Source organism: Flavimobilis soli (genome assembly GCF_002564025.1).
In the GTDB taxonomy this organism is placed as follows: domain Bacteria; phylum Actinomycetota; class Actinomycetes; order Actinomycetales; family Cellulomonadaceae; genus Flavimobilis; species Flavimobilis soli.
This window is the reverse complement of record NZ_PDJH01000001.1, coordinates 1727870-1753870: the sequence shown is the minus strand read 5'-3', so window position 1 is coordinate 1753870 and position 26001 is coordinate 1727870. Positions and strand designations below refer to the sequence as shown.

The following is a 26001-nucleotide window of genomic DNA, read 5'->3' as shown; positions in this document are numbered from 1 at the left end:
TTACCTCTGCAGTTCCAGGACGCTCTGGCCGATCCGCACGGGGGTGTCGATCGGAAGGATGGTGGGTTCGTTCAGGCGGTGCCCGTCGACGAACGTGCCGTTCGTCGAGCCCAGGTCCTCGACCACCCAGTGGTCGCCCTGGGGGAAGATCCGGGCGTGGCGCGACGACGAGTAGTCGTCGTCGAGCACGAGGGTGCAGGCCGGCGCGCGGCCGATGAGCACGGCCGACGTCGACAGCGGGATGGTCGTCCCGGACAGGCGGCCCTCGGTGACGACGAGCTTCGTGGCCTGGGGGGCGACGGGCTGGCTCGGGCGGACCGCGTTGCGGCGCGGGGCGGGGCGGTCCGTCGGGCGTGCGGTGATGCGCGTGCCGTAGATGTCCTTGCGCAGGACGCCGATCGCAGCGAACACGAAGAGCCAGAGCACCGCCAGGTAACCCAGCCGCAGCAGGGTGATCGTCAGCTCGCTCATGGTTGTCGCGTCACCGGTCCGTGGCGTCGTCGTCGGTCGTGCCTGTCCAGAACATGATGCGGGTCCGGCCGATCGTCAACGAGTTGCCGTCCAGGAGCGTCGCCGCGGGAACCTGGTGGCCCTCGACGAACAGGCCGTTCGTCGAGCCGAGGTCGGACGCGATCACGCCGTCGGGCGTGATGCGTATCTCGAGGTGCTTGCGGCTCACGCCCGGGTCGTCGACGACGATGTCTGCCTCCGAGCCGCGGCCGATCACGGTGACGGGCCCGGTGAGCAGGTAGCGCTGACCGTCGATGTCGACGAGGGGGTGGCGTGCGCTCGGGTTTGCGGACGCCGGCGCGACGGAGCCGCGCGTCGTGCGCGAGCGCAGCTCGAAGCGGCCCGGCTGCAGGTCGTCGTACCGCTCGAACGTGACGGTGACAGGGCCGGCGAAGGCGTAGTGCTGCGACGCGGCGTAGTCGGTGACGTTGGCGGCGAGCTCGTCGGCCATCGTCTCGGCGCCCCACGAGTCGACCTGCTCGAAGTCCTGCGCGGCGAGCTGGATCGTGAACTCGTTCGGCACGATGGTGCGCTCGCGGTCCACGACCGCCGCACGGTCGTCCACCTCGCGGCGCAGGGCGCTGGCGAGGTCGACCGGCTTGAGCTCGCTGCGGAAGACCTTGGCGAACGCCGTGCTCACCGCGCGCTCTACGCCCTTCTCGAATCTGTCAAGGACGCCCATGCCCACCTCCTTCGTGCTGTCGTCGGCTCGTCGCCCGTGCTGGTGTGCACCGCCGTCCCGGGTGATCCGGGGGGCGACAGGCGCAACGATCCCTTGTGATCGTATCGGTCAACCTCCTCGTCACGGGTCTGGACGTGTGTGAACACGGTGCGGATCGCGCGATTGGCCGGGCACTTCCGGCGCGTGTTAGTCTTCGATGCGCTCTTCGGAGCGCATGCGTGAGTGGCGGAATGGCAGACGCGCTGGCTTCAGGTGCCAGTGCCCGCAAGGGCGTGGGGGTTCAAGTCCCCCCTCACGCACGCAGACTAGGCCTCGGACCTCCGGTCCGGGGCCTTCGTCTTTCCCCTGAGCTCTCGCCGAGACTTCCCGCCGCCTGACGAGGAGCCTGATGACGACGTCGGAACTGCTTCGCCTTGCTGCCGCCGCAGCCCTTGCGAGCGTCGTGTACGCGACGATCTGGGTGGGGTGGGTGCCCTGGGCGCTCCTCGGCCGGGACCACCTCGCCGCGCGGCGCCAGGACCTGGTGCGCGACGACGTCGAGCGGGAGCTGGGTGGGCCCGTCACCCGTCGCGTGGCGCTGCTCGGATCGCTGCGCGGGATCGTGCGGTCGACGGTGCGGCCGTTCGAGCGGGAGCACATGACGGCGATCCTCGCGGGGGACACCCCGACGTGGGCGCGCGGGGTGTCTCGCGGGCGCGCGCTGCGTGCACGTCGCGAGGAGCGGGCGCAGCGGCGCGGACGGTCCCCGCGGGCGCTGTACGAGGCGGCTGCGGTCGTCGTCGCGCGGACGCACGCCGACCGCGAGGGGGCGCGGACGCGCGCCCTCGACGCCGTCCACGCGCGGCACGACCGGCACCTCCGTGCGCTCGAGGCGGGCATCGCCGCGCTGCCCGACGGCGGGAGGCGGCTCGAGGCGCTCCGCCGGCTCGAGCAGCGCGACGACACCGTGCGCCGCTCGCTCACCGAGCTCGTCACCGACCGCGAGCTGCGCGCCCTGTGGATCCCCTACGTCGGCAGCACCGTCGACCTGCTCGGGCGCGGCGTCACGCTCGGCTTCGTCCTCGGCGTCGCCCTGACCGGCGCGATCGTCCCCGACCTCGTCGTCATGGCGGGGTGGGGCGGCGTCGGCTCGCTCGTCGGGCTCGTCGGGGCCGCCGTCGTCATCGTGTGGCTCGACCTGCGCGCAATCGCGAACGCGTTCGGCGGAGACTCGCCCGAGGCCCTGCGATTCGTGACCGCCACGCGCGTCGGCCCATGGGTCGGGGCCTTCGCCCCGGTTCTCACGGTCGCCCTCGTCGCGGCGGGCGCGGGGCTGCGCTGACGCGACCGCTCCGGCCGTCGTCCGTTGCCCCGGCCGACCGCCGCTCCGACGACGAGCGGCGCCACCGTCCGCCCTGGGGACGCCCGCACGACCCCTCGAAGGCCCGGGACCGCTCGGCTCGGGGCCTCCGTGCATCTGCACAGAACGTCGGGATCGTCACGACATTGGTCCCGTTTTCACCGGCGGCGTGTGAAGCAATCGGGGGCCGGAAGTCCCAACGAAGTGTGATCCACGACACCTAGCGTGGAGGCAACTTCAAGGGAGAGACCAGTGGACGACGCGCACCCCCAGACGACTGCTCCGGTTGACCTACCACGCCAGCCGAGGACCCTTCCTGGAGCCGATGCGTCGGCCCTCGCCCTCGGGCACGTGACCGACCAGCGGATCCGCAAGTCCCCCAAGATCCCCTCGTGGGCCCTGAAGGTGACGATGGCGATCACCGGCACGATCTTCGTGCTGTTCGTGTTCGTCCACATGGTCGGCAACCTCAAGGCGTTCATCGGCCCCGAGGACTACAACCACTACGCGCTGTTCTTCCACACGGCCCTCTACCCGCTCCTGCCGGTCGACGCGATGCTCTGGATCCTGCGCATCGTCCTCTCCGTCAGCCTCGTCCTCCACGTCGGAGCAGCGGTCACCATCGCCCGGCGCGCCAGAGCCTCCCGGGGCAGCTTCCGTCGTAAGAAGCTCAACCTCCGCTCGTTCGGCGCCCGCAACATGCTCGTCAGCGGGTTCGTGATCCTCGGCTTCCTCGTGTTCCACCTGCTCGACCTGACGGCCGGCAAGGTTGTCGCGACCGACGACTACCGCCACGTCACCCCGGAGACGTCGTACGCCTACGAGAACCTCGTCGCGAGCATGCAGCGGCCCTGGTCCGCAGCGATCTACGCGATCACCCTCCTGATCCTCACGGTCCACCTCGCGCACGGGATCTGGACGGTCGTCTCCGACCTCGGTGGCACCGGGCGACGACTGCGGAAGATCGGCGTGATCGTGGCAGGTCTCGTCGCGCTCGTCGTCCTCGTCGGCAACATCCTCCTGCCCATCGCCATCACGACCGGAGTCCTGTCATGACGTTCGAGGCCCCCGACAGCTCCGTCCCCGGCGTCGAGCCCGGATCGATCCTCGACGGCCGCGTCCCCGAGGGCGACCCCCGCACAGCGTGGGAGCGACGCCGCCTCTCCTACAAGCTCGTCAACCCGAACAACCGCCGCAAGTTCCGCGTCATCGTCGTCGGCACCGGCCTCGCCGGCGCTGGCGCGGCCGCCGCCCTCGGCGAGCTCGGCTACGACGTCCACGCGTTCACGTACCACGACGCCCCGCGGCGCGCGCACTCCGTCGCAGCCCAGGGCGGCATCAACGCCGCCCGCGCCCGCAAGGTCGACAACGACTCCGTCGACCGGTTCGTCGTCGACACCGTCAAGGGCGGCGACTTCCGCGGACGCGAGGCCGACGCCTACCGCCTCGGCGAGGAGTCCGTCCGCGTCATCGACCACATGAACGCGATCGGCGCACCGTTCGCCCGCGAGTACGGCGGCCAGCTCGCCACCCGCTCGTTCGGCGGCGTCCAGGTCTCCCGCACGTACTACACGCGCGGGCAGACGGGCCAGCAGCTCCAGATCGCCTCCGCGCAGGCCCTCCTGCGCCAAGTCGACGCCGGCACCGTCACCCTGCGCACCCGCCACGAGATGCTCGACCTCATCATCGACGACGGGCGCGTCCAGGGCGTCGTCATGCGCAACCTGCTCACGGGCGAGATCACCGCCCACACCGCGCACGCCGTCATCCTCGCGACCGGCGGCTACGGCAACGTCTTCTACTTCTCGACCCTCGCGAAGAACTCCAACGCCTCCGCCGCCTGGCGCGCCGTCCAGCGCGGTGCGCTCCTCGCGAGCCCGAGCTTCATCCAGTTCCACCCGACCGCGCTGCCCGTCTCGAGCAAGTGGCAGTCAAAGACCATCCTCATGAGCGAGTCGCTGCGCAACGACGGCCGCATCTGGGTCCCCAAGAACCCCGACGACACGCGCGCACCCGGCGACATCCCCGAGGACGAGCGCGACTACTACCTCGAGCGGAAGTACCCCGCGTTCGGCAACCTCACCCCCCGCGACGTCGCCTCGCGCAACGCCCACGAGCAGATCCGCGCAGGCCGCGGCGTCGGCCCGCTCAAGAACTCCGTCTACCTCGACTTCCGCGACGCCATCGCGCGGATCGGGAAGAAGAAGATCGCCGAGCGCTACGGCAACCTCTTCGAGATGTACACCCACGCCACCGGCGAGGACCCGTACACCGAGCCCATGCGCATCGCCCCCGGCGCCCACTTCACGATGGGCGGCCTCTGGTCCGACTACGACCAGATGACCTCCCTGCCCGGCCTGTTCGTCGGCGGCGAGGCGGGCTGGGGCTACCACGGCGCCAACCGGCTCGGTGCGAACTCGCTGCTCTCGGCCTGCGTCGACGGCTGGTTCACCCTGCCGTACTCCGTGCCGAACTACCTCGCGCCGCTGCTCGGCAGCCAGCGCCTCCCCGACGACGCACCCGCCGTCACCGAGGCCCTCGACCGCACCCGCGACCGCGTCGACCGCCTCATGTCCGTCCAGGGCGAGCACGGTCCCACGTACTTCCACCGGCTCCTCGGCGACATCCTCTACGAAGGCTGCGGCGTCGAGCGGACCCGCGAGACCCTCACGACCGCGATCGAGAAGATCCGCGCCCTGCGCGAACGGTTCTGGACAGAGCTCCGCGTCCTCGGCGACGACGACCGCCTCAACCAGGAGCTCGAGAAGGCAGGTCGCGTCGCGGACTACCTCGAGCTCGCCGAGCTCATGTGCGTCGACGCCCTCGACCGCGAGGAGTCCTGCGGAGCCCACTTCCGCGCCGAGCACCAGCAGGACGGCGAGGCCGTGCGCGACGACGAGCGCTGGGCGTTCGTCTCCGCGTGGGGCGTCCCCGGCGACGGCCGGCACGTGCGGCACGCCGAGCCCCTGACGTTCGACGCGGTCCCGCTGACGAGGAGGAACTACAAGTGAGGCTCGTGCTCGAGGTCTGGCGACAGGCCCACCCCGCAGATCCCGGACGGTTCGAGACCCACGAGGTCGACGACGCCACCCCCGAGATGTCCGTCGTCGAGCTGCTCGACCGCCTCAACGAGCGCCTCGTCGAAGAAGGACGCGAGCCCTTCGCCTTCGAGTCCGACTGCCGCGAAGGCATCTGCGGCGCGTGCGGCGTGACCGTCGACGACCGCCCCCACGGCCCCCAGAAGAACACGCCGTCGTGCCACCAGCGCCTCAGCTCGTGGACCGACGGGCAGACCATCCGCATCGAGCCGCTGCGCTCGCGCGTCTACCCCGTCGTCCGCGACCTCGTCGTCGACCGCTCCGCGCTCGACCGCGTCGTCAAGGCCGGCGGCCACGTCGCGATCCAGGCGGGCACCGCGCCCGACGCCGACACGACCCCCGTCGACCACGCGCTCGCCGAGATGGCCCTCGACTTCGCGGCCTGCATCGGCTGCGGCGCGTGCGTCGCCGCATGCCCCAACGGGGCCGCGCACCTGTTCGTCGGCTCCAAGCTCGCGCACCTCGCCGCCCTCCCCGGGGGCAAGAAGGAGCGCGGACGGCGCGCCCGTGCCATGGTCGACGAGATGGAGCAGGACTTCGGCCCGTGCTCCTCCTACGGCGAGTGCGCCGACGTCTGCCCCGCAGGCATCCCGCTCGCGGCGATCGCCGTCGTCAACCGCGAGCGGATGAGGGTGGTGCTGCGCGGAAAGAACGACTGACCCACGCACCCCGGGCGGAGCGCACGCTGCCGCCCGGCAGCCCCCAGGGCGCCGTCCGCGCCCGAGAACCACCACACGCGGCGACAGCGCCGCCGACCGGCAAAGACGCCGGCCGCGCCTAGCGTGGGCAACGAAGCCCACGCGAGACGGACGGAGAAGAGACGATGACCCAAGAATTTCGTACAGAGGTCGACCTGCTCGGCCCGAAGGACGTTCCCGCTGACGCCTACTACGGCGTCCACACCCAGCGCGCGATCGAGAACTTCCCCATCAGCTCCGCGAGGATCGGCGACGTGCCCGAGTTCGTGCGGGCGATGGTCATGGTCAAGAAGGCGTCCGCGCTCGCGAACAAGGACATGTTCACCCTGCCCGCGGACGTCGCCGACTCGATCGTCGAGGCGTGCGACCTGATCCTCGACGAGGGCCGGTGCATGGACCAGTTCCCCGTCGACGTCTTCCAGGGCGGCGCCGGGACGAGCGTCAACATGAACACCAACGAGGTCGTCGCCAACCTCGCGCTCGAGCTGCGCGGGCTGCCCAAGGGGACCTACGACGTCATCAACCCGAACGACCACGTCAACCAGTGCCAGTCGACCAACGACGCCTACCCGACGGGATTCCGCCTCGCCGTCCACGCCGTCGTCGAGGACCTGCGCGAGGAGCTCGGCCGCCTGGCCGAGGCCTTCGAGAAGAAGGGCACCGAGTTCGCCGACGTCCTCAAGATGGGCCGCACCCAGCTGCAGGACGCCGTCCCCATGACGGTCGGCCAGGAGTTCGGGGCGTTCGGCCTCCTCATGCGCGAGGAGATGCGCTACCTCGCCCGCCAGATCGAGCTGCTGCTCGAGGTCAACCTCGGCGCGACCGCGATCGGCACCGGCATCAACACGCCCCTCGGGTACCCGGAGAAGGCGGTCGCCCGTCTGCGTGAGGTGACCGGCCTGCCCGTCGTGACTGCCGAGAACCTCATCGAGGCCACCTCCGACACGGGCGCCTACGTCGCCGTCCACGCGGGTCTCAAGCGTGTCGCCGTGAAGCTCGGCATGATCTGCAACGACCTGCGCCTGCTGTCTTCCGGACCGCGCGCCGGTCTCAACGAGATCAACCTTCCCGAGCTGCAGGCCGGGTCGTCCATCATGCCCGCCAAGGTCAACCCCGTGCTGCCCGAGGTCGTGAACCAGGTCTGCTTCAAGGTCATGGGCAACGACGTCACCCTCACCATGGCCGCCGACGCCGGACAGCTCCAGCTCAACGTGATGGAGCCGGTCATCGCGCAGTGCGTGTTCGAGTCCGTGAGCCTCCTGCGCAACGCCGCCCGTGCGCTGCGTGAGAAGTGCATCGACGGCATCACCGTCAACGCCGACGTGTGCCTGCGCTACGTCATGAACTCCATCGGGATCGTGACCTACCTCAACCCGATCATCGGCCACCGCAACGGCGACCTGGTCGGCAAGGAGTGCGCCCGCTCCGGACGGTCCGTGCGAGAGGTGGTCCTCGAGATGGGGCTCCTCGACGAGGAGACGCTCGACGAGATCCTCTCGCCGGCCAACCTCATGAGGCCGCACTACAGCGGCCACCTGTACAAGTCCGACGACGACGTGACAAGGCAGGTTGACGCACGATGATGATCGCAGTGCAGTTCCTGGTCGTCCTCGCGGCCATCTTCCTCGGTGCTCGCCTCGGCGGCATCGCGATCGGTTTCGCCGGTGGTCTCGGCGTTCTTGTCCTCGCCATGCTCGGTGTGACGCCGGGAGCCATGCCTCTCGACGTCGTCTCGATCATCATGTCCGTGATCGCGGCGATCGCCGCGATGCAGGTCGCCGGAGGTATGGACTACCTCGTCGACCTCGCGGACCGGGCGTTGCGGAAGAACCCGAAGCACCTCAACTTCCTCGCCCCGGTCATCACCTACCTGATGACGATCATGGCGGGCACCGGGCACACCGCGTTCTCCACGATGCCCGTCATCACCGAGGTCGCCAAGGAGAACAACATCCGCCCCGCGCGCCCGCTGTCCATCGCGGTCGTCGCGTCGCAGATCGCCATCACGGCCTCACCGATCTCTGCGGCCGTGGTCTTCTTCTCCGGGATGCTCGAGGAGGGCAGCACCGGCGTCGACTACATCGGCCTGCTCGCCGTCGCGATCCCCTCGACCTTCCTCGCCTGCATGGCGACCGCCGCGATCATGATGGCGATCGACAAGATGCGGGGCACGACGAAGCTCGACACGCTCCCCGAGTACCAGAAGCGCCTCGCCGAGGGGTCGGTCGCGGCTCCCACGGGCCGCAAGGAGCGTGAGCTCACGCCGGGCGCGAAGCTCTCCGTGCTCATCTTCTGCATCGGCCTCGTCGCGGTCATGACGTACGCGACGATCATCTCGGACAAGGTCGGCCTCATCGAGGAGCCCGTCATGGGCCGTGACGCCGCGATCATCTCGATCATGCTGTCGATCGCGACGATCATCGTCGTCTGCTGCAAGGTCAACACCTCGGACATCCTGGGGGCGTCGACGTTCAAGTCCGGTATGAGCGCGTCCATCTGCGTGCTCGGTGTCGCCTGGCTCGGCACGACGTTCGTCAAGGCGCACGAGGAGGCGATCATGACGGCGTCCTCCGACATCCTCAAGGAGAACACGTGGCTGCTCGCGGTCGTGCTGCTGTTCGCTGCGGCGCTGCTCTACTCGCAGGCGGCGACGTCGAAGGCCCTCATGCCGACCGCGCTCGCGATCGGCGTCTCGCCGCTCGGCATGGTGGCGGCGTTCCCGGCGGTGTCCGCACTGTTCATCCTCCCGACGTACCCGACGCTGCTGGCGGCCGTCGAGATGGATGACACGGGATCGACGAGGATCGGGAAGGCGGTCTTCAACCACCCGTTCCTGGTGCCGGGTCTCGTGAACATCGCGATCGCGGTGGGCCTCGGCTACCTGTTCGGTTCCGTCATCCTCTGACCCCTCAGCAGGCAGGTCCCCGCACGGCGACGTGCGGGGGCCTGCCTGTGTCTGCGCCGAGGTCTGCCTGTCTCGGCCTCTGCGCCGGGGCCTGCCTGTCTCGGCCTCTGCGCCGGGGCCTGTCTGACTCGGCCTCTGCGGGGGGCGTCCCTGTATCCGCCTCTGTGCCGGGGCCGCGCCTGCGTCAGGGCCTGCGTCACGCCGCCGAGCCCGTCACGCCAGCGACTCGTCACGCCGCCGAGTCCACCACGCCGCCGAGTCCGTCACTCCCGGAGCGAGTCCGTCAGTCGCAACCGACGGACTCGTGCTGGAACTGACAGACTCGGGGCTGGTGCTGCCGGAAGCTGGCGGCGGGCGGGAGCGCGGGGGCGGCAGGCGGGTGGCAGCCGGGCGGGAGCGAGGAGCCGGCTGCGGCTGGCGACGTCCGCGCGGTCGGCGCTCGAGGCTGGCGCGGGCGGCCGGTGTGAGCAGGCCTCGGCGGGGCGGGGCTGGGCGGCCGGCGCGGGCGGACGGCGGCAGGCGGGCCGCGGGAGCCGCGGCACGCGCCGGGTCAGGTGACGACGAGGATCTGCACCAGGAGGATCTTCACGACGATGCCGAGCGCGAAGGTCGCGGCGTAGCCCGCGTCGATGCGGTCGTCCATGACGCGGGAGTTGGCGTCGGCGAGGATGACGGGCTGGCCGAGCAGGCCGGCGAACGCGCCGGACGTGCGCTGGGCGCTGATGCCGAGGCGGTTCGCCCCGGCGTACAGGACGAGCGCGCCGACCGCGACGACGGCCGCCGCAGACGCCCCGACCGCGAGGCCCTCGAGCGAGAACGCGCGGGCGGCGAAGTCCTGGCCGGACGACAGCCCGACGGCGGCGAGGAACAGCACGAGCCCGAGCTGGCGGATCGTGAGGTTCGCGGCGTGGGGCATGCCCCAGACGACGGGGCCGGTGCGCTCGAGGCCGCCGAGGATCATGCCGACGAGCAGCGGGCCTGCGGCGGAGCCGAGGGAGAAGACGACGCCGCCCGGCAGCGGGATCGACACGAGGCCGGCGAGCAGGCCGACGGCCATGCCGATGCCCATCGTCAGGGCGTCGACCTCGGAGACGCGACGCTCGGAGTCGCCGAGGAGCTTGCGCACCTCCTTGAGGCGGTCGCGCGGCACGACGGGCAGGACGCGGTCGCCGAGCTCGAGGACGAGGTCGTCCTTCGCGAGGAGGTCGGCGTCGCCGCGGCGGACGCGGGTGATGACGCCGCCGTAGCGGCCGGGCATGTCGAGGTCGCCGACGGTGCGGCCGGCGATCCGGCGGTTGGAGACGACGACTCGGCGGTAGTCGACCGAGCGGCGGTCGTCGGCGAGGTGCAGCTCGACCTCGCGCCCGAGGTGCTCGACGGCGAGCGCGACGGCGTCGGCGGGGCCGACGACGACGACCTGGTCGCCGGGGCGGAGCTCGTCGTCGGGCGCGACGACGCGGGTGCGGCCGCCGCGAGCGAGGTACGACATGCGCACCTCCTGCTCGTCGAAGCCGGGGATCTCGGCGAGCCAGGTCTGACGCTCGACCTCGACGGTCGTCGCGTAGAGCCCGGCGCCGGAGGCTGAGGCGGGGTCGCGGCGGGAGTCCCAGGCGCGACGTACGGTCGCGGCGACGATGAGGATCGCGACGGTGACGCCGACGGGGTAGCCGAGCGAGTAGCCGACGGCGGGCGTGTTGTTGCCAGCGGCCTCGGTCGCCGCGGCGAGCGCGGGCGTCGCGGTGAGCGCGCCGGTGAACATGCCGGCGGCGACCTCGCCGCCGAAGCCGAAGACCCTGCCCGCGACGCCGGCGACCCCGGCGGAGGCGACGATCGCGACGATGCTGACGACCATGAGCGGCCACTGGCGGCGCAGGTCGCGGAAGAACGTGGATCCTGCCGCGAGGCCGACGCAGTAGACGAACAGCGCGAGCCCCAGCGTGGACAGGAACCCGAGCCCCTCGCCGAGCCGCGGGTCGGCGGCGCCGACGGCGAGCCCGACGAACAGCGCTCCCGCTGCGCCGAAGCGCAACGGACCGAACGGCACCGACCCGAGGGCGGTGCCGAGGGCGACGACCAGGAAGACCGTCAGGACGGGGGACTGTGCGAGAAGGTCCAGCACGGCGGACACGGTGAGCTCCGTTGAGGTGTGGGGGATCTGCCCTCAACGGTAGAGGTCGGCAGAGGCGAATCATAGGACGTTTCGGCTGGCTGTGAGCGAGGAGACACGAGGCCCGAGTCACAACGTCCCATAACCGTTCTGACGCATCGTGAGATCATGTCGTCATGATGTCGGTGGCGACTCCACCTGCGACGCGACGACGCCGTCGCAGACCCACGCGCGGCTGGGTGCCGGACCAGCACGGCGCCTGGGCGATGCTCGTCGTCCCGCTCGTCGTCGGCGTCGTCGCCTCAGGCGGCGCCTGGGTGCACGTCCCCCTCGCGCTGCTGTGGATCGTCGGCTACCTCGCGTTCTTCGCGACCGGTCAGTGGCTGCGCTCGCGGCGCAAGCCGCGATACCTCCCGCCCGTGCGCGCCTACGCGCTCGCGTGCGCCCCGCTCGGCGCCGTCGTCGCGCTCGCCGAACCACGGCTCCTACGGTGGGTGCCCGTCTTCCTGCCGCTGCTGGTCGTCTCGCTCTGGTGCTCCCACCGCCGCAAGGACCGCTCGCTCGTCAACGACGCCGTCTCCGTCACCGCCGCGTGCCTCATGCTGCCCGTCGCGTACGACGCCGGACGCGCCCCGACCGACGGGTGGCCCGCCGTCTGGCTCGCGACCGCCCTCGTCCTCGCGTACTTCGTCGGAACCGCGTTCTACGTCAAGACGATCATCCGGGAGCGCGGCAACCGCACGTATCTCGCGCTGTCGCTCGCCTACCACGCCGCGATGGTCCCGCTCCCGCTCGCAGCCGCCGCGATCATGGGCCGGATGGTCCCGGGTACGAGCGGCTCCCCGGTCGCTACGCTCGACATGGGGCCGCTGGTAGCTCTCAACGCGCTCCTGCTGCTCCGTGCGCTGGCCGTGCCCCGGACCGGCGCGACGCCCAAGCAGGTCGGGGTCGGCGAGATCCTCGTCTCGACGACGTTGACCGTCCTTCTGCTCGTAAAGGTCGTCTGAGATGTCCGACGTCGCACCCGCCACCCCGTCCGTACCCTCCGACGCACCGCGCGAGCCGCGCGTCGTCGTCGTCGGCGGAGGCTATGCCGGCGCCACGGTCGCCCGCGAGCTCGACGCCGTCGCCGACGTCACCGTCGTCGAGCCCAAGGACCACTTCGTGCATGCGGTCGCGACGCTGCGCGCGACGGTCGACGAGGCGTGGGAGGCGAAGGTCTTCCACTCGTACGACAAGCTGCTCACGCGTGGCCGCGTCATCAACGACACGGCGCGACGCGTGACGCCGACGCAGGTCCAGATCTCGCCCGTCCAGGTGCTCGACGCCGACTACATCGTCCTCGCGACCGGCACCTCCTACCCGTTCCCCGCGAAGTACATCGAGCAGCATGCGTGGGTCGCGCGGTCGCGTCTCTCCCGGCTGCGCGAGGCGCTCGGGGTGACGCGCGACGTCCTGCTCGTCGGCGGCGGGCCCGTGGGGGTCGAGCTCGCCGGAGAGCTGCTGCACGCGTTCCCTCACCTGGGCATCACGATCGTCGAGCGTGAGTTCGACATCCTGCCGAGCCCCGAGTACCTGCCCGAGTTCCGCAGGGCGCTGCACGAGCAGCTCGAGGCTGCGGGCGTGAACTTCATCCTCGGCCGCCAGCTCGCCTACTGGCCGTCGGGCGACGTCGGCACGCTCCACGACTTCACCGTCCACACGACCGACGGTCAGCGGATCGACGCGCAGATGTGGTTCCGGTGCTTCGGCAACCAGCAGGAGTCTGACTACCTCGACAGCGCGTTCGCGAACGTGCGGCGCGGCGACGGCCGCCTCGCCGTCCAGCCCACGATGCAGGTCGAGGGCTTCGAGACGGTCTTCGCGGTCGGAGACGTGACGGACGTCCCCGAGTCGAAGCGCGCGCAGGCCGCGGTGGCCCACGCGCGCGTTGCTGCGGCCAACATCCGCTCGCTCATCGCGGGCGAGAAGCCGACCGCGACCTACACGGCGGCGCGCGAGCAGATCGTGCTCCCGCTCGGCCCGACGGGCGGCGCGTCGCAGCTGCAGCAGCCTGACGGCACGCGCGTCGTCCTCGGGAGCGAGGAGACCGCGCGGATCAAGGGCGCCGACCTCATGACCGGCCCGGTCGAGGAGATCCTGGGCCTCTCCTGACTCTGGCGGGCGGCGCTCACCGGCGCCGCCCGCCCGGGTGCGACCGACGCTCGCGCGGGGCGCCCCTGTCCGGGCGCGACTGACGCGCCCGCAGGCGCCCCCCCGGGGGACCGATGCTCCCGCCGAGGCCGAGGCCGAGGCCGAGGCCGTGCCTGTCTGCCGGTCGCCAATGGCGCCGCCCCGCGCCCGTCGTCCGCCGAGGTAGGCCCTTGCGCTCGACGTAGGGCCCTGCAGGGCCCTACCCGGCGTGCAAGGCCCTACCTCGCGAGGTGCGTGAGGGTACGAAAAAGCCGCGACCTCGTTGGTCGCGGCTCTCGTGGGCGGCGCGGGCGGGGGTCCCGCGGCCCTGAGGATGTGCGTCTCAGCGCACGTTCATACCGGTGAACGGCTCCTGGTGCATCGTGATGGCCGGGCTGATCCGCGTGTGCTCTCCGTGGACCCACGACTTGGTCGTGGCCCGGCGCTTGAACCAGCGTGCGGCCTTGGCGATGGAGTGCTGTGCGGCGGTCATCTCTCTGCTCCTTTTCTTTGTCGTCCCGGTGGAGGAACACCTCTATCTTGGTGACGAATCTGCTTAAGCACAATTGAATCTTCTTTGATCCCCGATGTAGTGTTGCTACATGACCGCGGACCCGAAAAGACTTGCCTTCCTCTTGGCTGTGCACAGGGCTGGAGGCGTCCTCGCGGCCGCAGATCTGCTGCATGTGACCCCTTCTGCGGTCTCCCAGCAGATCGCCCGGCTCGAGGCTGAGGAACGCGTCACAGTCCTCGACCGCGGACCGCGCGGCGTCACCCTCACGCAGGCGGGGCGCATCCTCGCGGAGGCCGCCGAGCACATCGAGGCGGAGCTCGTCACGGCCCGCAAGCGCCTCGCCGCGGCGGGCGACGGAGCGAGCGGTACGGTCACGGTCGCGTCCTTCCAGACCGTGACGATCGCGGCGCTCGTTCCGGCGATCCTCAAGCTGCGCGAGTCGTCGCCCGGCGTCGAGCCCCACGTCCGGGAGATGGAGTACGCGGAGGCGCTGCGCGCGCTGCGCGCGGGCGAGGTCGACGTCGTCCTCCACGAGCGTGACGAGGACACCGCGCCGAACATCCCGCGTGGCCAGCGCGAGATCCCGATCCTCGACGAGCCGTGGCGGCTCGTCATCCCGTCGTCGTTCCCGACGCCGACGTCGCTGCACGACCTCGCGGGGGTGCGCTGGGTCGCGCCCGACCCGTCGACGGCGGCCGCGCGAGCCCTCGGCCGTGTGGCTCAGGCGCTCGGCGTCGAGCTGCAGATGCGGCACACGTTCTTCGACTTCGACATCGCGCTCACGCTCGTCGCCGCGGGCGACGGCCCGGCGCTCCTGCCGGCGCTCGCCCTGCAGTCCGGCATCCCCGAGGGCGTCGAGGTCGTGGCGCTCCCCGGCCTCGGCAGCCGGCGCATCGTCGCGCGTCACCGCGTCAGCCGGCACGAGCCGGGCGCCGCCGTCGAGGCGCTGCTCGAGGCGCTCGTCGAGGAGGCTCGCGGGCTCGAGCTCGCCTGAGCGGACGGTCGGCGCGCGGCCCGCTTCGCGCGAGCGCCGTAGCTGCGGGCGGGGGCCGTGCGCGGGGGGTCCTGTCCTCCCGGGCGCGCCGCGCCGTCGTCCCCCGGAGAACGATGAAGGGGCCGACGGTCTGTCGGCCCCTTCATGGGTGGGTGGTGCAGCGCTTGCCGCTCATCGGATGATCAGGTTCGGCATCGGGCGGGTCGCCTGGTAGATGTCGACCGCGGTGCGCTGGTCGTGCGACATCGGGTCGCCGTCCGGCGCCGCAGCATGCCTGAAGCGCTGGTTGACCGAGGTGGCGGGAGCCCTGTGCGAGCGCCCGCTGTGGAACACGGACATGATGTATCTCCTGGTAGATGGGACGGAGCCCTCGCTTCTCGAGGACTCTTCGATTGTGTCCGGGCCGGTTCGGCCCGGACCACTCATTTATCGGTGGAAAGCCTCGCTTCAGGCGAGGCAGAACTGGTTCCCGTCCGGGTCGGCGAGCGTGGTCCACGTGAAACCGCCTTCCTCGCGGTGCCCGACGAGCGTCGCGCCGCCCTCGATGAAGCGTGCTACCTCGGCGTCGCGGTCCTCGGCGTGGAAGTCGAGGTGCACGCGGTTCTTGCCCGGCGTCGGGTCAGGGACCTTCTGGAAGCCGAGGTTCGGACCCGCGCCGTCGTAGGAGACGACGGTGAACCACTCGTCCTCGCTCTCGATCGACCCGCCCGTGATCCCTGCCCACCAGCGGGCGAGAGCGACGGCGTCGGAACAGTCGAACGTGACCATGGCTGCTGTGATCTGGCTCATACCGAAAACCTAGACGCGCCCTCTGACACTCGGGCGGGCGCACAGCGGCGTACGGGCGAAGGCCCGGTGAAGACCACGTCAGGGCATGAAAGAACCCGTGGGTCGCGCTCGGTGCGCTGGTGCGGTGGACTACGCCGCACCCCCACGGGTCCCGGTGGTCGCCTGGGATTGGCGGACCGTCCGGTCGGGCCGGCAGTCAGCCGGCGACCACCTCGAGAGTCCTGGAGTACTTCATCTCGTGGACCACCTCCTTTCCCTACGTGACCGCGACGCTACGCCTGCGCCCGAGCCCGCGCACGGCTTTATTTCGCATGGGCGAGGATGGTGACCATGACCAGCACGAACCCTCTCCCGGCCGACGCCCCTGCGCCTACCGCGGGGAGCCCGCTGCGCGTGATGATGGTCTGCACGGGCAACATCTGCCGGTCCCCCATGGCCGAGATCGTCCTGCGCGCCCGCCTGAGCGAGGAAGGTCTCGACGACCGCGTCGTCGTCGACTCGACCGGCATCAGCTCGGAGGAGCACGGCAACCCGATCGACCGCCGCGCGCGCACCGCGCTCGCGCGCCGCGGCTATGCGGGCGACGACGTCGCCAGGCACCGCGCGCGTCGCGTGCGCCCCGACGAGATCGGCGACCGCGACCTCGTCCTCGCGATGACCGCGCACCACGCGGCCACGCTGCGCCGGCTCGCGCCCGAGGACGCGGACCGCGTCCGCATGTTCCGGTCCTTCGACCCGGCCGCGCCGACGCCGCGTCGCGACAGCGACCTCGACGTCGCCGACCCCTGGTACGGCGGGCCCGAGGACTTCGAGCTGTGCCTCGACGAGGTCGAGGCCGCGGTCGATGGCCTCATGGCGGAGATCCGAGCCCGCGTCGTCGGCTGACCGGCGCCGCGCAGGCCTCCCGGGCGACGGATCGCCCCGGTGCACACGTGACGTGCGGAAAGGAGCGACCGGCGGACGGGCGGGTAGAGCCACCACCGCGGTCGGTGCCGGGTACGTCGAGCCCCGGGCGACGGATCGCCCCGGTGCACACCTCGCGTGTGCACCGGCGCGATCGGAGGCGGAGCCGGGCAGGATGAGGCCATGAAGATCGCACGCCGGGCCGCCGTCCCCGCCTTCGCCGTGATGGAGATCGTCGCCGCGGCCAACGCCCGCCGCGCCGCCGGTCAGTCGATCATCAACCTGTGCGTCGGCGAGCCGACGACGGGCGCGTCCGATGCGGTGCGCGACCTCGCCCAGGAGATCCTCGCGACGGGCAGCCTCGGCTACACCGAGGCGATGGGCTCGCCCGCCCTGCGGCGCGCGATCGCCGCGCACTACGACCGCTGGTACGGGGCTGACGTCGACCCGTCGCGCGTCGCCGTGACGACCGGCTCGTCGGGCGGGTTCATGCTCGCGTTCCTCGCCGCGTTCGACGTCGGCGACCGCGTCGCGCTCGTCCGCCCCGGCTACCCCGCCTACCGGAACATCCTCGCGTCGCTGGGCTGCGACGTCGTCGAGATCGGCTGCGGCCCTGCCGAGGGATACGTGCCGACGGTCGCACAGCTCGACGCTGCGCACGCCGCGGCGCCGCTCGAGGGCCTCGTCCTCGCGAGCCCCGCCAACCCGACGGGCACGATGGTCGACGCCGCCGCGCTCGCCCAGATCGCCTCCTGGTGCACGTCGCACGGCGTGCGCCTGATCAGCGACGAGATCTACCACGGCATCGTGTACGACGACGCGCGCTGGCCTGGCGCGAGCGCTGTGCACCACCTGGACGGGGGCGCCGTCGTCGTCTCGTCGTTCTCGAAGTACTGGGCGATGACGGGCTGGCGGCTCGGGTGGCTCGTCCTGCCTGACGACCTCGTCGCGCCCGTCGACGCGCTCGCGGGCAACGTCGCGCTGTGCCCGCCCGCCCTCGCGCAGGGTGCGGCCGTGGCCGCGTTCTCCGACGAGGGCTACGCCGCGGCACAGGAGAACGTCACCCGGTACGCGCAGTCGCGCGCGCTCCTGCTCGACCGGCTGGGTGAGCTCGGCTGGCTGGAGGTCGCTCCCGCAGACGGAGCCTTCTACCTGTACGCCGACGTCTCCGGCTCAGGCCTCGACTCGGTGACGTGGTGCGCGCGTCTCCTCGACGAGGCCGGCGTCGCCCTGACGCCCGGCTCGGACTTCGACGACGTCGACGGCGACCGGTGGGTGCGCCTGTCCTTCGCGCAGGACCCGGCGCTGATCGGCGAGGCCGTGGACCGGATCGTCGCCTGGCAGGCGACGATCCGGTCCTGACGTCAGGACACGTCCCGCCGACGGAACACGAGCCACGTCACCAGGACGATGGCCGCCGCCAGCGCACCGAGGTAGAGCGCACCGTCGGCCTGCGTGAGCACCTTCGTCACGTCGGCGCACACCTGCTCGCCGGTGCTGCGGTCGACCTTGCACTCGATCCACGACAGCTCGTGCCGACCGTCGATGACGGCGCTGATGTTCGGGACGAGCATCCACCGCCGCATCGACCCGGCGTTGAACCCGAGCATGAGCTCGAACACGAAGAGATACCCGAATGCCGCCCCGAGTGCTGCGGCCGTGTGCCGCAGCAGCAGGCCCAGCGCTCCGCCGACGACGCCGACGACGACGGCCAGGATCGTCGAGCGCACGGCCATGAGCGTGAGGTCCCGCCACTCCAGGGGGCTCAGGTCGAGCGTGCCGTTGATCGCCGCCGGGCCGGCGAGCGCGGCGAGCGCCACGGCGGCCCCGAGGGTCGCGTACACGAGCGACGTCAGCGCGACGGCGACGAGCTTTGACGCGAGGACCGTGGTGCGCCGGGGCGCGAACGTCAGCCACAGACCGAGGTTCCCGGAGGCGACTTCCGCTGCGAGCAGGCTCGCGCCGATCACGAAGGAGCCGGCGAGCAGGGTCTGGAGGAGCCCGCCGACCGTGTACGGGGCGATGTCCCGCGCCGTCGGGTTGTAGAACCAGTCTTCGAGCTTCGGGGCCTCGTTGTTGTCCTCGCACGCCCAGTCGATGGTCGGGTCGTCGAGCGCCTCACGCTCCTGGGCCTCGCTGTCGAGACAGTCCTGGTACCACGCCTCGTGGTTCGCCTCCCAGTCCTGGTAGGCCTCGTTGAAGAACTTCGTCTGCTCGGCGACCTCCTGCTCGCTCGGCGGGGCGGTCGTCGAGAGGGTGTTGAAGGCGACGACCCCGCAGATCACGAGGGTCGCCGCGACCGTCGCCCACACGAGGAGCCGCGACCAGGAGCGTAGGAGCTCAGCGCGTACGAGCCGCATCATCGGGTGCCTCCCTCGGCGCCGGCGGACCCGGTCTCGTACGGGTTCGACGGTGGTGGTGGCGTAGCCAGGTCCGGTTGCTGGTCGGGCTGCGGCGGGACCGCGTGCTGCGGACGGGGTACCGCGAGCGGGTCGGCGCCCGCCGTCGTGCCAGGTCCTTCTCCGGCGGTGAGCTCGAGGAACACCTGCTCGAGGCCCGCCTTCACGGTGACGAGCTCGTTGACCCAGACGTCGTGGTGCCCGAGGCGGCGCGCGATCTCGGACGCGTCGTCCACGCCGCGCACGAGCAGGTGGGTGCGGTCGTCCGTGAGGTCGAGCCCGGCCTCGTACAGCAGGCGTGCGGCGGTCGCGTGGTCCTCGGGCCGCACGGCGACCCGGACGGCCGCGGCGCCGGCCGCGCCGATGATGTCGGCGACGCGTCCCTCGGCGAGGAGGCGGCCGCGGCCGATGATCGACACGGTGTCGGCGACCTGCTCGACCTCGCCGAGGATGTGGCTCGAGACGAGGACCGTCTTGCCGGCCTCGGCGAGCTGGCGCATCGTCTGGCGGATCTCGTGGATGCCTGCCGGGTCGAGGCCGTTGGTCGGCTCGTCGAAGATCAGCAGGTCGGGGTCCTTGAGCAGGGTCGCGGCGATCGCGAGGCGCTGCTTCATACCGAGGGAGTAGGTACGGTACTTGCTCTTCGCGCGGTCGGAGAGGCCCACGTCGGCGAGCACCTGCCCGACGGCGCGGTCGGGAGCGCCGATCGCCGTCGCGAGCAGCTCGAGGTTGCGGCGAGCCGTGAAGTTCGGGAAGAACTTCGGCGACTCGACGATCGCGCCGACGCGTCCGATCACGTCGGGCAGCGCCTTGGGCACCTCCTGCCCGAAGAGGTGCATCGTCCCCGAGTCCGCCCGGGCGAGGCCGAGCAGCATGCGGATCGACGTCGTCTTGCCTGAGCCGTTCGGGCCGAGGAACCCGTGCACGCCCCCGTAGGGCACGTGCAGGTCGAGGTTGGCGACGGCAACGGAGCTGCCTCTGATGCTGCGGTACGTCTTGCGAAGACCCGAGGTGCAGACCGCGAACTCGCGCGGGTCGATGCCGCCCGACGGCGGCGGAGGTGTCGCTGTGGTCATGATTTCCCCTGCTTTTCCTGTGCTGACGCTCAGACCTTAGCGGCGCGTGTCGTCGCTGCTAGGAGGGCCACGCCGCACCGGGGAGAGCGCGTGGCCAGGCGGGATGTATCACCTGGTCCGAAAGAAGTTCCTCAAAGCTGCGTCATGGTTCGCGCGGGGACCCCTCTCATCAGGTGTCCGCAGCAACGCGGACGACGACGAGCAGCTGGCCGGGGAGGCTGGCTCGCGTGAGCATGAGGAGATCGACATGACGATGATGGACACGATGACCCGCCCGGTCCTGACGCGGCGCGAGCAGGTGGTGCTGGCACGCCTCGACGAGGACGTCACGCTCGAGCAGATCGCGCGGGAGCTCTACGTCACGCGCAACACGGTGAAGTCGCAGGTCCGCAGCGTCTACCGCAAGCTGGGCATCTCGTCGCGCGCCGAGGCCGTGCAGGCGAAGAAGGGCCTCGACCTGCGCTGACCTTCGTCACAAGTCATGGGATCTCTTCGGAGGTCCTGGCAAGATGGGGGGATGGAACGCAAGCTCGTGGTGGCAGCAGCGATCGTGGACGACCTGTCCGCACCGTCGGTGCTGCTCGGAGCGCGGCGTTCGCGCCCCGAGCATCTCGTGGGTATGTGGGAGTTCCCCGGCGGCAAGGTCGACCCGGGCGAGACGCCTGAGCAGGCGCTGCACCGCGAGCTGTGCGAAGAGCTCGGCGTGAAGGTCGAGCTGGGCTCGGAGTTCGTGGGCCCTGACGACGGCGGCTGGATCATCACGGACCGGCACGTCATGCGGTTGTGGTTCGCGCAGGTGCGCGAGGGGGCGCCCGAGCCGCTCATCGAGCACGACCTGGTGCGCTGGCTCGCACCCGAGGACTGGGACTCGGTCCCGTGGCTGCCGGGCGACGTGCGGATCGTCGAGGAGCTGCGGCTGCACGTGGGGGCGGGCTTCCGCGGGGCTGGCACCTGACGGGGCTCGTTTGACGTGGCGGACCGTCGTTCCGTGTACTTGTCCGCATGGATGACAGCTGTAGTCCCGACGACCTGCTCCCCGACGACTGCCGGCGGGAGCGGGTCTGATGGACCAGGACACTCTTGTCTCTGCCGGCCTCGTCCTGGTGTTCATCCTCGTCGGCGGCGTGTTCGCCGGCACGGAGATGGCCCTCGTCTCGCTGCGCGAGTCCCAGGTGGACCGCATGGCCACGGAGGGCGGCCGCAAGGCGCGCACCGCGCAGCTGGCCCGTGACCCGAACCGCTTCCTCTCGGCCGTGCAGATCGGTGTGACGGTCGCCGGGTTCTTCTCGGCGGCCTTCGGCGCCTCGACCCTCGCCCCGGACGTCGCTCCGCTCTTCGAGAGCGCCGGTCTGTCGAGATCGGCCTCGGAGACGACGGCGCTGATCGTCCTCACGCTCGTGATCGCGTACCTGTCGCTCGTCCTGGGCGAGCTCGTGCCCAAGCGCATCGCGCTGCAGCGCACCGAGCAGTTCGCGACGCTCGTCGCGCCGCCCCTCGACCGCTTCGCGCGGCTCATGCGCCCTGCGGTGTGGACGCTCTCGCGCTCGACCGACGCCGTCGTGAAGCTGCTCGGAGGCGACCCGAAGGCGCGCAACCAGGAGATGAGCGAGGAGGAGCTCCGCGGGATCGTCGCCGGTCACGGCGGGCTCGAGGACGTGGAGCGGCGCATCCTCGACGACGTGTTCGACGCCGCGGACCGCTCGCTGAGCGAGGTCATGCGTCCGCGCGGCGAGGTGGCGTTCATGGAGGCAGATCTCACGGTCGCCCAGGCGCTCGCGGTCGTCGCGGACGCGCCGTACTCGCGCTATCCGGTGATCGACGACAGCTTCGACGACGTCCTCGGGTTCCTGCACGTGCGCGACCTGCTCGGCGCGGAGCCGACGCTGCTCGTGCGTGACCTGACGCGCGAGATCCTCATGCTGCCGTCGACGAACCGCCTGCTGCCGTCGATGACGCGGATGCGCGCCGAGCGGGTGCACATCGCCGTCGTCGTCGACGAGTACGGCGGCACGGACGGCATCGTCACCCTCGAGGACATGGTCGAGGAGCTCGTCGGCGACATCCGCGACGAGTACGACACGGACGAGCCGGCGTTCGAGAGCGCGGTCGACGGCGTATTCACCGTCGACGCAGGCCTCACGATCGAGGAGTTCGCAGAGCAGACGGGCATCACGCTCGTCGACGGCCCCTACGAGACGGCGGCGGGCTACGTGATCGACCGGCTCGGCCGCCTCGCCGAGGTGGGCGACGTCGTGCACGTGGGCGACGACGAGCTGCGCGTCGCGGAGGTCGAGTCGAGGCGCATCAAGGTGCTCGAGGTGCACCTGGCCGACCGCGCCTGACGCGCGTCAGGCGCGCCGCGCCTGACCAGCCGCCTGGCCGATCGCGCCCGGCCAGCTGCCGCGGCCCGCCGGCCCTGCCTAGCCGCCCCGGCCCGCCGACCGAGTTGTCAGACGAGATGCACCACTTAGGCGTGCATCCGGTCTGACAATCGCGCGGGCGGCGCGCGTCAGGCGCGCGTCAGCCGGGTGATGACCTCGTAGTGGGCCGTCTGCGGGAACATGTCGAGCACGCGCGCTTCCGTGACGCGCAGGTTCGGCATCGCGGCGAGGTCCCGCGCGAGGGACACGGCGTTGCACGACGAGTAGACGACGTCGCGCACGCCCGAACGCTCGAGCCAGCTCGCGACGTCGGCGCCGATGCCGCGCCGCGGCGGGTTGACGATCACGAGGTCAGGCGCGGCGTCAGCGGAGAGCGCGAACGCCGTCGCGTCGCCCGCCTCGAAGCGGACGGCGAGGCCCGCCTCGGCAGCCGTGCGCCGCGCGGACCCGATCGCCTCCGCGCTCAGCTCGATGCCGAGCACGTCGCGGCCGGGCGCGGCGACGTGCAGCGCGAAGCCACCGACGCCGCAGTACAGGTCCCACACGGACCGGGGCGCGGCGGCGTCGACCCAGGCGGCGCCCTGCGCGTACAGCGCCTGCGCGATCGCCGTGTTCGTCTGGAAGAACGACTGCGGCAGCAGGTGCAGGTCCAGGTGGTTGACGCGCATGCGCAGCGAGTCGTCAGGCGTCAGCACGATCTCTTCGGGGCCCTCGAGTACCGCCTTGTGCTCGGGCTGGATGTTGGCCGAGACGACGCGCAGCCCCGGGATCGCCGCGAGGAGCGTCGGCAGGTGCTTGCGCAGGCGGGGCACCGCCTCGGTCGACCGCAGCACGAAGCGCGCCATGATCTCGCCGTCGGGCGAGAGCGTCAGCAGGACGTGCTTGAGCTCGCCGCGCCGTGACGGCACGTCGTACGGCGTCAGGCGCGCGGCCGAGATCGCGTCGGCGACGGCGGGGAGCGCCGCCCGCAGCGGCGCCTCGTGCAGGCCGCAGCCCTGCAGGTCGACGCCGCGGCCGAGCTCGTCGAGGATGCCGAGCGTCGGCGCCTCGACGGTCCCGCCGACGACCATCTTCGCCTTGTTGCGGAAGCCCTCATCGGGGCTCGCGACCGGCTCGTGCCAGACGGCGTCGGCCGCGCTCGGCACCTTGCTCAGCAGCGTGCGCGCGTGCGCGTCCTTCGCGGCGAGCTGGTCGAGGTAGGGCTCACCCAGGTGGGTGCAGGACCGGCACACGCCAGCCGCGTGGTACGCGCAGCGCACGACGGTCGACGGCGCGCTCAGGCGCCGCAGCCGCACCCGCCGCAGCCGCAACCGCCGGACTGCGGCGCCTCGGCCTCGGCGAGCGCAGCGGCGTCCGCGTCCGCGCGCGAGGTCAGGGGGATGCCGACCGGGCCGACGGCGACCGGCGAGCCCGAGCCGATCATCCCGGTGCCCGCGTAGACGCGCTCGCGGGTGCCGGCGAGCTGGCTGAACTCGTCCTCCGAGGAGTGCGTCGAGACGCCGGCGAGCTCGTAGCCCGCCTCGTCGATCGCCTCGCGCAGCGCGTCCTCGGGGAGCGGAGCGTCGGAGACGACCGTGACGGTCGACGCCTCGCCCACGTTGAGGTCCACGCTGACGTTCTTCACGCTGGGGACGGCCTCGAGCTCACGGGTGACGGCGGAGACGCAGTGTCCGCAGGTCATGCCGGTGACGTCGAGCGTGGTGATCGTAGACATCGCGGTTCCTTCGGGCTGGGCAACGGGTCCGGTGCCATTCTCGCACCGGACGGCGGGGTGCAGCAGTGACTCCTGCGTCACCACGCCGACGGACGGTAGTCCTTGAGGAACGCGCCGAACACATCCTCGCCGGCCTCGCCGCGCACGATCGGGTCGTAGACGCGGGCGGCGCCGTCGACCAGGTCGAGCGGGGCGTGGAAGCCCTCCTCGTGGAGGCGGGCCTTTGTCGTGTGCGGGCGCTCGTCCGTGATCCAGCCGGTGTCGACGCTCGTCATGAGGATGCGGTCCGTCTCGAACATCTCGCGCGAGCTGGTGCGCGTGAGCATGTTGACGGCAGCCTTCGCCATGTTGGTGTGCGGGTGGCCGGGGCCCTTGTAGCCGCGGGAGAACTGCCCCTCCATCGCGGAGACGTTGACGATGTACTTGCGGCGCGCGGGCGACGCGGCGAGCGAGGCCCGCAGGCGCGAGATGAGGATGAACGGCGCGGTCTCGTTGCAGAGCTGCACCTCGAGCATCTCGAGCGGGTCGACGTCCTGGACCTTGTCGACCCAGGAGTTCTGCGACACGAGGTCCGGCACGAGACCGGCGGCGTCGATCGCCGTGCCGGTCGCGACGCGGTCGAGCGACGACGAGCCCGCGCGCAGCGCCAGATCGGTCAGCAGGCCGGGGGCGGTGACGGACTCGTCGACGACGGTCGACACGGGCTTGCCCTCGTCGCGCCCACCCGCGCGCACCGACGCCTCGAGCGCAGCCGGGTGCGCGTCGTGCGAACGACCGTACGTCGTCACGGGCGGCAGGAAGCCCGACGGCAGCGGCGCGTCCTCGGCCTTCGCGAGCGGCGCGTAGGCGCCGGGCGAGCGGCGCACGGTCTGGGCCGCGTTGTTGATGAGGATGTCGAGCGGACCCTCCGCCGCGACGTCGTCGGCGAGTGCCATGACCTGCGCCGGGTCGCGCAGGTCGATGCCGACGATCTTGAGGTTGTGGATCCAGTCCGCCGAGTCCTCCATCGCCTTGAAGCGACGGATCGCGTCGTTGGGGAAGCGCGTCGTGATCGTCGTGTGTGCGCCGTCGCGCAGGAGGCGCAGCGCGATGTACATGCCGATCTTCGCGCGGCCGCCCGTGAGCAGGGCGCGCTTGCCGGTGAGGTCTGTGCGGGCGTCGCGCTTCGCGCGGTTCTCGGCGGCGCAGCGCGGGCAGAGCTGGTGGTAGAAGACGTCGATGTCCTGGTACGGCTCCTTGCACACGTAGCAGCCCTGCGGCTTCGACAAGCGTCCCGCGAACGGGCCCGTCGCCGTGCCCGGACGGATGTCGACGCCGGCCGTCTCGTCGTCGATGCGCGTCGGGGCGCCCGTCGCGGTCGACTCGATCACCGCGCGGTCCGCCGCCTGGATCGCCGCCTTCGCCTCGTCGCGGCGCTGCTTCTTCACAGTCTTGTAGAGCTTCGCCGTCGCACGCTGGAGCGCCACCTTGTCGGGGTGCTCGGGCGGGAGGGCGTTGGCGGCCTCGAGGATCTCGAGAGCGCGCGCGAGCTCGTCCGGGTTCACGCCCGCGGGCACGTCGTCGACGGAGGGGGAGGCTGATTCAGGCACGTGCTCCAGTATCTCAGGCGCTGCAATGACGGGGACCACACCCGCGATCGCATACCTGGGTCGGTTCCGCCCCTACCGACGTCGCAGGTAGCGTCGCGGGGACGCCGCCCACCGGGTGGCGCAGAGGGAGG

Annotated in this window: 25 protein-coding genes and 1 tRNA gene; 15 read left to right on the top strand and 11 right to left on the bottom strand. The window is 71.3% G+C overall.

Annotated elements, in window-relative coordinates; translation table 11 throughout:
• Complete coding sequence (locus ATL41_RS07980; protein ID WP_098458004.1) at window positions 1–471, bottom strand: FHA domain-containing protein FhaB/FipA; 471 nt, start codon at window positions 469–471, stop codon at window positions 1–3.
• Between the two features lie 10 nt (window positions 472–481).
• Entirely contained in the window at window positions 482–1192 is a 711-nt protein-coding gene (locus ATL41_RS07975) for an FHA domain-containing protein (RefSeq protein ID WP_098458003.1), read from the bottom strand.
• Window positions 1193–1408: 216 nt separating this feature from the next.
• On the opposite strand from ATL41_RS07975, the gene ATL41_RS07970 reads away from it, so the two are divergent.
• The 7 genes from ATL41_RS07970 to ATL41_RS07940 all read left to right on the top strand — a co-directional run bounded on the left by ATL41_RS07970 (window position 1409) and on the right by ATL41_RS07940 (window position 9232).
• A tRNA-Leu gene (locus tag ATL41_RS07970) sits at window positions 1409–1491 on the top strand.
• A gap of 89 nt (window positions 1492–1580) precedes the next feature.
• The gene (locus ATL41_RS07965) at window positions 1581–2513 is read left to right on the top strand and encodes a hypothetical protein (RefSeq protein ID WP_098458002.1); all 933 of its coding nucleotides are present in this window, start codon (window positions 1581–1583) and stop codon (window positions 2511–2513) included.
• A 369-nt stretch (window positions 2514–2882) separates the two neighbouring features.
• Window positions 2883–3587 (top strand): succinate dehydrogenase cytochrome b subunit, encoded by a 705-nt coding sequence (locus ATL41_RS07960; protein WP_245854696.1) that lies wholly within the window; start codon window positions 2883–2885, stop codon window positions 3585–3587.
• Window positions 3584–5542 (top strand): fumarate reductase/succinate dehydrogenase flavoprotein subunit, encoded by a 1959-nt coding sequence (locus ATL41_RS07955; protein WP_098458001.1) that lies wholly within the window; start codon window positions 3584–3586, stop codon window positions 5540–5542. Before ATL41_RS07960 ends, ATL41_RS07955 begins: the two co-directional genes overlap by 4 nt.
• Window positions 5539–6288: a succinate dehydrogenase/fumarate reductase iron-sulfur subunit gene (locus ATL41_RS07950; RefSeq protein WP_098458000.1), complete on the top strand. Its 750-nt coding sequence runs from the start codon at window positions 5539–5541 to the stop codon at window positions 6286–6288. The genes ATL41_RS07955 and ATL41_RS07950 overlap by 4 nt, the downstream gene beginning before the upstream one ends.
• A gap of 164 nt (window positions 6289–6452) precedes the next feature.
• Window positions 6453–7910 (top strand): aspartate ammonia-lyase, encoded by a 1458-nt coding sequence (gene aspA / locus ATL41_RS07945; RefSeq protein ID WP_098457999.1) that lies wholly within the window; start codon window positions 6453–6455, stop codon window positions 7908–7910.
• Complete coding sequence (locus tag ATL41_RS07940; RefSeq protein ID WP_281253863.1) at window positions 7907–9232, top strand: anaerobic C4-dicarboxylate transporter; 1326 nt, start codon at window positions 7907–7909, stop codon at window positions 9230–9232. The genes aspA and ATL41_RS07940 overlap by 4 nt, the downstream gene beginning before the upstream one ends.
• 550 nt (window positions 9233–9782) lie before the next feature.
• Here the strand turns inward: ATL41_RS07940 and ATL41_RS07935 are convergent.
• A complete protein-coding gene (locus tag ATL41_RS07935; protein WP_245854695.1) occupies window positions 9783–11360 on the bottom strand; it encodes an aspartate:alanine exchanger family transporter in 1578 nt (525 codons plus the stop codon).
• A 164-nt stretch (window positions 11361–11524) separates the two neighbouring features.
• On the opposite strand from ATL41_RS07935, the gene ATL41_RS07930 reads away from it, so the two are divergent.
• Entirely contained in the window at window positions 11525–12346 is an 822-nt protein-coding gene (locus ATL41_RS07930) for a YwiC-like family protein (RefSeq protein ID WP_245854692.1), read from the top strand.
• 1 nt (window position 12347) lies between these two features.
• Window positions 12348–13493: an FAD-dependent oxidoreductase gene (locus ATL41_RS07925; protein ID WP_098457997.1), complete on the top strand. Its 1146-nt coding sequence runs from the start codon at window positions 12348–12350 to the stop codon at window positions 13491–13493.
• 361 nt (window positions 13494–13854) lie between these two features.
• Here ATL41_RS07925 and ATL41_RS13180 read toward each other — a convergent pair whose 3' ends face one another.
• Window positions 13855–14004, bottom strand: a complete 150-nt coding sequence (locus tag ATL41_RS13180) for a hypothetical protein (RefSeq protein ID WP_169924525.1) — start codon at window positions 14002–14004, stop codon at window positions 13855–13857.
• Between the two features lie 109 nt (window positions 14005–14113).
• On the opposite strand from ATL41_RS13180, the gene ATL41_RS07920 reads away from it, so the two are divergent.
• Window positions 14114–15019, top strand: coding sequence for a LysR family transcriptional regulator (locus ATL41_RS07920; protein WP_098457996.1), 906 nt, complete (start codon window positions 14114–14116; stop codon window positions 15017–15019).
• A gap of 171 nt (window positions 15020–15190) precedes the next feature.
• Here ATL41_RS07920 and ATL41_RS13175 read toward each other — a convergent pair whose 3' ends face one another.
• Window positions 15191–15358, bottom strand: coding sequence for a hypothetical protein (locus ATL41_RS13175; protein ID WP_169924524.1), 168 nt, complete (start codon window positions 15356–15358; stop codon window positions 15191–15193).
• A gap of 108 nt (window positions 15359–15466) precedes the next feature.
• Window positions 15467–15808 (bottom strand): VOC family protein, encoded by a 342-nt coding sequence (locus ATL41_RS07915; RefSeq protein ID WP_219810374.1) that lies wholly within the window; start codon window positions 15806–15808, stop codon window positions 15467–15469.
• A 330-nt stretch (window positions 15809–16138) separates the two neighbouring features.
• Here ATL41_RS07915 and ATL41_RS07910 point away from each other — a divergent pair, with 330 nt between their 5' ends.
• Both ATL41_RS07910 and ATL41_RS07905 read left to right on the top strand, forming a co-directional pair.
• Complete coding sequence (locus ATL41_RS07910) at window positions 16139–16693, top strand: low molecular weight protein-tyrosine-phosphatase (RefSeq protein WP_245854690.1); 555 nt, start codon at window positions 16139–16141, stop codon at window positions 16691–16693.
• A gap of 201 nt (window positions 16694–16894) precedes the next feature.
• Window positions 16895–18073 carry a pyridoxal phosphate-dependent aminotransferase gene (locus tag ATL41_RS07905; protein ID WP_098457994.1) on the top strand — a complete coding sequence of 393 codons (1179 nt, stop codon included), beginning with the start codon at window positions 16895–16897 and terminating at the stop codon, window positions 18071–18073.
• Window positions 18074–18075: 2 nt separating this feature from the next.
• Here ATL41_RS07905 and ATL41_RS07900 read toward each other — a convergent pair whose 3' ends face one another.
• Together ATL41_RS07900 and ATL41_RS07895 are read right to left on the bottom strand one after the other, a co-directional pair.
• Window positions 18076–19074: an ABC transporter permease subunit gene (locus ATL41_RS07900; protein ID WP_098457993.1), complete on the bottom strand. Its 999-nt coding sequence runs from the start codon at window positions 19072–19074 to the stop codon at window positions 18076–18078.
• Complete coding sequence (locus tag ATL41_RS07895; RefSeq protein ID WP_098457992.1) at window positions 19071–20186, bottom strand: ATP-binding cassette domain-containing protein; 1116 nt, start codon at window positions 20184–20186, stop codon at window positions 19071–19073. Before ATL41_RS07895 ends, ATL41_RS07900 begins: the two co-directional genes overlap by 4 nt.
• Before the next feature lie 247 nt (window positions 20187–20433).
• On the opposite strand from ATL41_RS07895, the gene ATL41_RS07890 reads away from it, so the two are divergent.
• From ATL41_RS07890 to ATL41_RS07880, 3 genes are all read left to right on the top strand, one after another.
• The gene (locus ATL41_RS07890) at window positions 20434–20652 is read left to right on the top strand and encodes a helix-turn-helix domain-containing protein (RefSeq protein ID WP_098457991.1); all 219 of its coding nucleotides are present in this window, start codon (window positions 20434–20436) and stop codon (window positions 20650–20652) included.
• A 51-nt stretch (window positions 20653–20703) separates the two neighbouring features.
• The gene (locus tag ATL41_RS07885) at window positions 20704–21141 is read left to right on the top strand and encodes a (deoxy)nucleoside triphosphate pyrophosphohydrolase (RefSeq protein ID WP_098457990.1); all 438 of its coding nucleotides are present in this window, start codon (window positions 20704–20706) and stop codon (window positions 21139–21141) included.
• A gap of 109 nt (window positions 21142–21250) precedes the next feature.
• A complete protein-coding gene (locus ATL41_RS07880) occupies window positions 21251–22528 on the top strand; it encodes a hemolysin family protein (RefSeq protein WP_098457989.1) in 1278 nt (425 codons plus the stop codon).
• Between the two features lie 167 nt (window positions 22529–22695).
• Here ATL41_RS07880 and rlmC read toward each other — a convergent pair whose 3' ends face one another.
• From rlmC to ATL41_RS07865, 3 genes are all read right to left on the bottom strand, one after another.
• The gene (gene rlmC, locus ATL41_RS07875) at window positions 22696–23826 is read right to left on the bottom strand and encodes a 23S rRNA (uracil(747)-C(5))-methyltransferase RlmC (protein ID WP_098458989.1); all 1131 of its coding nucleotides are present in this window, start codon (window positions 23824–23826) and stop codon (window positions 22696–22698) included.
• Between the two features lie 17 nt (window positions 23827–23843).
• Window positions 23844–24281: a heavy-metal-associated domain-containing protein gene (locus ATL41_RS07870; RefSeq protein ID WP_098457988.1), complete on the bottom strand. Its 438-nt coding sequence runs from the start codon at window positions 24279–24281 to the stop codon at window positions 23844–23846.
• 77 nt (window positions 24282–24358) lie between these two features.
• Window positions 24359–25870, bottom strand: coding sequence for an SDR family NAD(P)-dependent oxidoreductase (locus tag ATL41_RS07865; RefSeq protein WP_181010235.1), 1512 nt, complete (start codon window positions 25868–25870; stop codon window positions 24359–24361).
• Window positions 25871–26001 lie beyond the last annotated feature (131 nt).